We start from the raw sequence: 6,732 nt of genomic DNA, 5'->3' as shown, positions 1-6,732 counted from the left end.
GGCCTGGCCCGCTCGGTCGTCGCCCAGCTCGCCGCGCTGCACTCCCCCGCCGATCTGGAGATCGTCCTGATCAGCACGGACCGGGCGCGCACCCCCGAACAGCGCAGACAGGAGTGGGGCTGGCTCGGCTGGCTCCCCCAGGTGCGCCCGGCGCACGGCCAGGACTGCCGGCTGCTGCTCGCCTACGACCGGGACCAGGCCACCGCGCGGACCGCCGAGCTGACCCGCAGGCTCGACGCCGGGCCGCTCGGCACGGGCTGGGCCTCGGCCGACCCGGAGTCCGTCGCGCGGGCCGCCGCCGGCCACGACGGGCCGTACACGGTCGTGGTGGTGGACGGTGATCCCGGTTCCGCGTCGCTGCGCCAGGTGACGGCGCGGCTGGCGAGCGCCGGCGCCGCCGCCGGCATCCATCTGGTCTGTCTGGCCGAGACCCCGGCCGCCTCGCCCCTCTCCCCGGTCGCCGCGACCTACGAGACGGCGTGCGCGGCCTCGCTGCCCTTCCGCGAGTGCGGGGCCGTCGGCCTGCTGAGCGGCGATGTGGCCACCGCGCTGCGCCTGTTGCGTACGGCGGTCGGGGAGCCGGCCGGGCACGGCACGGTCGCCGTGGTGGACGCGGTGTCGCCGGCCTGGGCCGAGCGCTTCGGCCGGGCGCTGGCGCCGCTGCGTACGGCGGTCGGCGGCGGCCCGGGGCAGCCCGCCGCCGCGCTGCCGTCGTCGGCGCGGCTGCTCGACGAGTTGGGGCTGGCGCGGGCCACCCCGGCGTCCCTGATGGCCCGTTGGGCGTCCGCCGCGGACGGCACGGCCGACTGCACGGCGGTGCTCGGCGCGGGGCCGCACGGCCCCGTGAGCGTCGATCTGGTCGAGGAGGGCCCGCATCTGCTGATCGAGGGCCCGTCCGGCAGCGGCCGTTCGGAACTGCTGCGCTCCGTCGCCGCCTCCCTGGCCGCCGCGGAGCGACCCGACCGGCTGGGGCTGCTGCTGGTGGACGGCGCGGGCGGCGAGCGAGGTGAGGGACTCGGTGCCTGTACGGAACTGCCGCACGTCCTGGAGCTGTTGGTCGCCTCGGAACCGGTCAGGATGCGGGAGTTCGCCCAGGCGCTGGGCGCGGAGCTGAAACGGCGCGCGGAGCTGCTGGGCCGGCTGGACTTCACCGAGTGGCACAGCAGGCACGAGGTGGCGGAGCGGATGGTCGGCCCGCGTTCGCCGAGCGGCTCGGAACAGCGCACCCCGCCGAGCGGGACGCTGCGGCTCAGGACGACCTCCGCGCGTACGGAACCGGAGCCGGAACAGCCGTCGCTGCCCCGGCTCGTCGTGCTGGTGGACGACTTCGACGCGCTGGTGGCGCCCGCGCTCGGCAGTCCCGGCCGTCCGGCGGCCGGTTCCGTCGTACGGGCGCTGGAGGCGGTGGCCCGGGACGGTGAGCGGCTCGGCGTCCATCTCGTCGCGTCGTCCGCCTGTCCGAACCGTACGAGCGACACGGATCTGGCGCAGGGCGCGCGGCTCCGCGTGGTGCTGGACGCGCCGCCCGCGACCCCGTCCCCGGACGACCCGTCGCCGGGCCGGGGGCGCCTCGGCCATCCGGACGGCCGGGTCACCCCGTTCCAGGGCGGCCGGGTGACGGGCCGTATCCCCCGTACGGCCACGCTGCGGCCGACCGTCGTACCGCTGGAGTGGGAGCGCATGGGCGACCCGCCGGCCCGCAGGCCCGTCAGGGAGCTGGGCAACGGGCCGACGGACCTGGCGCTGCTCGCCAGCGCCCTGGAACGCGCGGCCCGCTCCGTCCACGCCGTACCCGTCGCTCCCCTCGCTCCGGCGCACCCCTAGGGCGTGTCCGCGAACCTTCGTCCGCCCCTAAGAGACACAAGATCCCCATACGTCCGCCGAACCCCGTTGTGGCACGTCACGAGCCCATCACGATCAGCTGGTTGGCCGTGAGCGCAGTATTGCGGCGCCCGGTCACCCGGCGTAGGACTGTGCGCACGGGACGAGAGCGGCGCCGCCACGTCACGGCTGCGACGCCGGTTCCGTATGCGTAGAACCAGACGCGCACGGGAGAGACGGGGCAGCGATGCGCACAACTCGTACAGCACGTAGGGCTCTTGCCACACGTACCAGCACACGTACCACCCGCACGGTCGCCGTGGCGATCGTCGCGGCGGGCGCCGTGACCCTCGCGGGCTGCGGCGGCTCGGACGACGGCAAGGGCACGGACACGGACACGCCGGCCAGCAAGGCTCCGGCGGCCACGGTCCAACTGCCCAAGCTCGACGGGGAGAAGATCGAGGTCGCGGCGGTCTGGACCGGCCCCGAGCAGGAGAACTTCACCAAGGTCCTCACGGAGTTCGAGAAGCGCACCGGCGCGAGCGTCACGTTCGTGCCCGCGCAGGACCCGATCGTCAACTTCCTCGGTACGAAGATCGCCGGAGGCAGCCCGCCCGACGTGGCGATGCTCCCGCAGGTCGGCGCGATCCAGCAGGCCGTGGCGAAGAAGTGGGCCAAGCCGGTCGGCGCGGAGGCGAAGGCCCAGCTCGCGAAGAACTACGACCAGGGCTGGCAGGACCTCGGCGCGGTCGACGGCACCCAGTACGGCGTGTACTTCAAGGCCGCCAACAAGTCGCTGGTCTGGTACAACAACGCCGCGTTCGAGAACGCGGGCGCCGCGGTCCCGAAGACCTGGAAGGACTTCCTGACGACCGCCGAGACGATCTCGGCCTCGGGAGTCACCCCGGTCTCGGTCGCCGGCGCGGACGGCTGGACGCTCACCGACTGGTTCGAGAACGTCTACCTCTCCCAGGCGGGCCCGGAGAAGTACGACCAGCTCGCCAAGCACGAGATCAAGTGGACCGACGGCTCGGTGCGGGACGCGCTGACCACCCTCGGCGAGCTCTTCGGCAAGCCCGCGCTGATCGCGGGCGGCGCGGACGGCGCGCTCCAGACGGAGTACCCCGCGTCCGTCACCCAGACCTTCACCGGCGGCGACCAGCCGAAGGGCGCGATGGTCTTCGAGGGCGACTTCGTCGGGGTCAACATCGGCCAGACCGAGGCGAAGATCGGTACGGACGCCAAGGTCTTCCCGTTCCCGGCGGTCGGCCCCGACGCCCCCGTGGTGACCGGCGGCGATGCGGCCGTGGCGCTCAAGGACTCCAAGGGCGCCCAGGCGCTCCTGACGTTCCTGGCCTCCTCGGACGCCGCGAAGATCTGGGCGGAGTCCGGCGGCTTCCTGTCGCCCAACAAGGGCCTGGACGTGGCGGCGTACCCGAACGACGTCCAGCGGGACATCGCGAAGGCGCTGATCGCGGCGGGCGACGACTTCCGCTTCGACATGTCGGACCAGATGCCGCAGTCGTTCGGCGGTACGCCCGGCAAGGGCGAGTGGAAGGCCCTCCAGGACTTCCTGAAGAACCCGAAGGACGTCGCGGGGGCCCAGCGGAAGCTGGAGTCGGACGCGGCCAAGGCGTACAAGAGCTGACGGGATGACGTCGGCGACAGCGGAGGGCACCAAGGGCACCACGCCGGTGCCCTCCGTCCCGGGCAACAAACGCAAGAGCGTGACAGGCACACGTAAAACGATCGCGGCCGGCTTCCTGCTGCCCGCGCTCGTGCTGCTGGGCGCGCTCGTGGTCTACCCCATCGGGTTCTCGGTTTACCGGTCCTTCTTCGACAAGTCCGGTGGCAGCTTCGCCGGGCTCGACAACTACATCGAGATATTCACCGACGACACCATCCTGACGGCGGTCAAGAACAACGCGATCTGGGTCGTCGTCGCCCCGACGGTCGCCACCGCGCTGGGCCTGATCTTCGCCGTGCTCACCGAACGGGTGCGCTGGGGCACGGCGTTCAAGCTCGTGGTCTTCATGCCGATGGCGATCTCGATGCTCGCGTCGGGCATCATCTTCCGGCTCGTGTACGAACAGGACCCGGAGCGCGGGATCGCCAACGCCGTCTGGGTGGGCGTGCACGACACGTTCAGCGACTCGGCCGGCTTCCCGAAGGCGCATCCGCTGCCGGTGCACCCGCTGAAGGCGGCGGGCGGCGGGGCGTTCGTCACCAAGGACACGGTCCGGGCGGGTACGGACGTACAACTGCCCCTGGTCGGGGTGGCCCCGGACGTGATGCCGTCCGACGCCGAGCGGGCGAAGGCGCCCAAGCCGTCGTCCGGCAACGAAGACAAAGTCAACGGCACCGCCTGGCTGGACTTCACCCGGGGCGGCGGCGGGAAGCCCAACGTCATCGACGCGTCCGAGCTGGGCCTCAAGGGCATCAAGGTCGAGGCGGTCAAGGACGGCAAGGTCGTCGCGAGCACCGAAGCAGCCGCCGACGGTACGTTCACGCTCCCCGCCGAGGCGGACGGCGCCCAGCTCCGGCTGCCCGCCTCGAACTTCCGGGAGCCGTACAACGGGGTGAACTGGCTCGGCCCGAACCTGGTCACCCCCGCCATCATCGGCAGCTATCTGTGGATGTGGGCGGGCTTCGCGATGGTCCTCATCGCGGCGGGCCTGGCGAGCGTGCCGCGTGAACTGCTCGAAGCGGCACGGGTGGACGGCGCCAACGAGTGGCAGGTCTTCCGCCGGATCACCGTGCCACTGCTCGCCCCGGTCCTCGCGGTGGTCATGGTCACCCTGATGATCAACGTGCTGAAGATCTTCGACCTGGTCTTCATCATCGCGCCCGGCTCGTCCCAGGACGACGCCAACGTACTGGCGCTCCAGCTCTACCGGTCGTCGTTCGGCACGGACGCGGATCTCGGCGTCGGCAGCGCCATCGCCGTACTGCTGCTCCTGCTGGTGATCCCGGTGATGCTGTTCAACGTCCGCAGGATGAGAAAGGAGACTCGCCGATGACCACGACCGAGCCCGCGGTCAAGGCGAAGCAGTCCCTCGCGGCCCGGCTCGCGGCCCGGGCGGGCGGCGGCGTGCTGCGCGTCTTCCTGCTCCTGGTCGCGCTGTTCTGGCTGATGCCGACGATCGGGCTGCTGTTCTCCTCGCTGCGCGACTCCACGGACATCAGCGCGAGCGGCTGGTGGCAGGTCTTCACCGCCCCCGCGCAGCTGACCACGGAGAACTACTCCCGGCTGCTCGACAACGACGTCATCACCAACTCCCTGTTCTCCACGATCCTGATCACCGTCCCGGCCACCCTGCTCGTCGTGGTGATCGGTTCACTCGCCGGATACGCCTTCGCCTGGATGGACTTCCCGGGGCGCGACTGGTGGTTCCTGGTGGTGGTCGGCCTGTTGGTCGTGCCGGTGCAGGTCGCGCTGGTCCCGGTGTCGAAACTCTTCGGCGCCGTCGGGATCTTCGAGACGACCTTCGGCGTGATCCTCTTCCATGTCGCCTTCGGTCTGCCCTTCGCGATCTTCCTGTTGCGCAACTTCTTCGCGGAGATTCCGAGGGAGTTGCTGGAAGCGGCACGGCTCGACGGGGCGGGGGAGATCAGGCTGTTCACGCGGGTCGTGATGCCGCTGGGCGGGCCGGCCATCGCCTCGCTGGGCATCTTCCAGTTCCTCTGGGTCTGGAACGACATGCTGGTGGCGCTGGTCTTCGCGGACTCCAAGAATCCGCCGATCACGGTCGCACTCCAGCAGCAGGTACGGCAGTTCGGGAACAACGTCGACGTTCTGGCGCCCGGGGCGTTCGTGTCGATGGTGATCCCGCTGGTCGTGTTCTTCGCGTTCCAGCGGCAGTTCGTGACGGGCGTGATGGCGGGGGCCGTCAAGTAGCCGTCGCGTGGCCGTCAAGTGACAGCGCGCCGGGGAGGGTTCACTTCTCCCCGGCGCGCTTTCCTGTGACGTGCGCGTCCCCCGTTCGGCCCGTCCCGCGTAACCCCGGTGCCCCTCAGGCCGTTCCCGGGCCATGCCCCGGTTCAGCGTGATCGTCACCGCGTACAAGGTCCAGGCGTACCTCCAGGACTGCCTGGAGTCGGTACGGACGCAGACGTGCGACGACCTGGAACTGATCGTGGTGGACGACGGTTCGCCCGACGCCTGCGGCGAGATCGTCGACGAGTGTGCCGCGCGTGACCCCCGGGTCGTCCCGGTCCGGCTCACCGCGCACGCGGGCGCGGGATCGGCGCGCAACGCGGGACTCGCCCGCGCCACCGGCGACTACGTGCTCTTCCTCGGCGGGCGGGACACCCTCGTCCCCGGCGCGCTCCCGGCCCTCTCGGACCGGCTCAAGGAGACCGACAGCCCGGACGTCCTCGTCCATGACCACGCCGCCGCGCACCCGACGAAGGGGACCGTGCGCACCGCGTGTGTGGCCACGCTCTCCGAGGAGGCCGCCCCGGACGCCCTGACCTTCCTGCTGAGGGCCACCGACAAGGCGTACCGCAGGGAGTTCGTCGAGGGTTTGGGCCTCACCTTCCCGCCGGGCGGCTTCTCCGACGTCGCCTGGACGTACCCGGTGCTGATGACGGCCGCGTCGATCGTGACACTCGACCAGGTGTGCGCGGTGGAGCGCCAACTCCCGCTGCACGCGCGCCCGTCCACGTGCCCGCCCACGCGCCCGTCCGCGCACCCGTCCGCGCACCTGGACGTCTTCGACGCGTACGACCGTGTCTTCGCCTTCCTCACCGGCCGCCCCGAGGAGGCCCGTTGGCGCCCGGTCGTGCACCGCCGCATGCTCGACCACCTCGCGCTGCTGGCGGCCACCGCCCGGCCGCGCGCCGCGTTCTTCCGCCGGGCCCGCGCCGCCCACCTCCGCCACCGCGCCCCCGGCACGACCGCCGGCCATC

Annotated in this window: 5 protein-coding genes; all 5 read left to right on the top strand. The window is 71.7% G+C overall.

Translation table 11 applies throughout. The annotated features are described in order from the left end of the window. Positions 1-1,824 (top strand): FtsK/SpoIIIE domain-containing protein (locus GT042_RS11940; protein ID WP_272925704.1); only part of this gene is annotated, 1,824 nt, incomplete at its 5' end. Between the two features lie 244 nt (positions 1,825-2,068). After that, positions 2,069-3,469: an ABC transporter substrate-binding protein gene (locus tag GT042_RS11935; RefSeq protein WP_161308695.1), complete on the top strand. Its 1,401-nt coding sequence runs from the start codon at positions 2,069-2,071 to the stop codon at positions 3,467-3,469. A 4-nt stretch (positions 3,470-3,473) separates the two neighbouring features. Next, complete coding sequence (locus GT042_RS11930) at positions 3,474-4,841, top strand: sugar ABC transporter permease (protein ID WP_161308694.1); 1,368 nt, start codon at positions 3,474-3,476, stop codon at positions 4,839-4,841. Continuing rightward, positions 4,838-5,719, top strand: a complete 882-nt coding sequence (locus GT042_RS11925; protein WP_161308693.1) for a carbohydrate ABC transporter permease — start codon at positions 4,838-4,840, stop codon at positions 5,717-5,719. Before GT042_RS11930 ends, GT042_RS11925 begins: the two co-directional genes overlap by 4 nt. Positions 5,720-5,852: 133 nt before the next feature. Then, positions 5,853-6,732 (top strand): glycosyltransferase (locus GT042_RS11920; protein WP_161308692.1); only part of this gene is annotated, 880 nt, incomplete at its 3' end.

The sequence above is a fragment of the Streptomyces sp. SID3212 genome (assembly GCF_009865405.1).
In the GTDB taxonomy this organism is placed as follows: Bacteria; Actinomycetota; Actinomycetes; order Streptomycetales; family Streptomycetaceae; genus Streptomyces.
Note: the sequence above shows the minus strand (reverse complement) of the source record. Positions and strands in the feature narration are given on the sequence as shown.

Excerpts from the sequence above, each read along its gene's own strand:
- GT042_RS11935 (WP_161308695.1), top strand. The coding sequence starts at position 2,069 with ATGCGCACAACTCGTACAGCACGTAGGGCTCTTGCCACACGTACCAGC.
- GT042_RS11930 (WP_161308694.1), top strand. The coding sequence starts at position 3,474 with ATGACGTCGGCGACAGCGGAGGGCACCAAGGGCACCACGCCGGTGCCC.
- GT042_RS11925 (WP_161308693.1), top strand. The coding sequence starts at position 4,838 with ATGACCACGACCGAGCCCGCGGTCAAGGCGAAGCAGTCCCTCGCGGCC.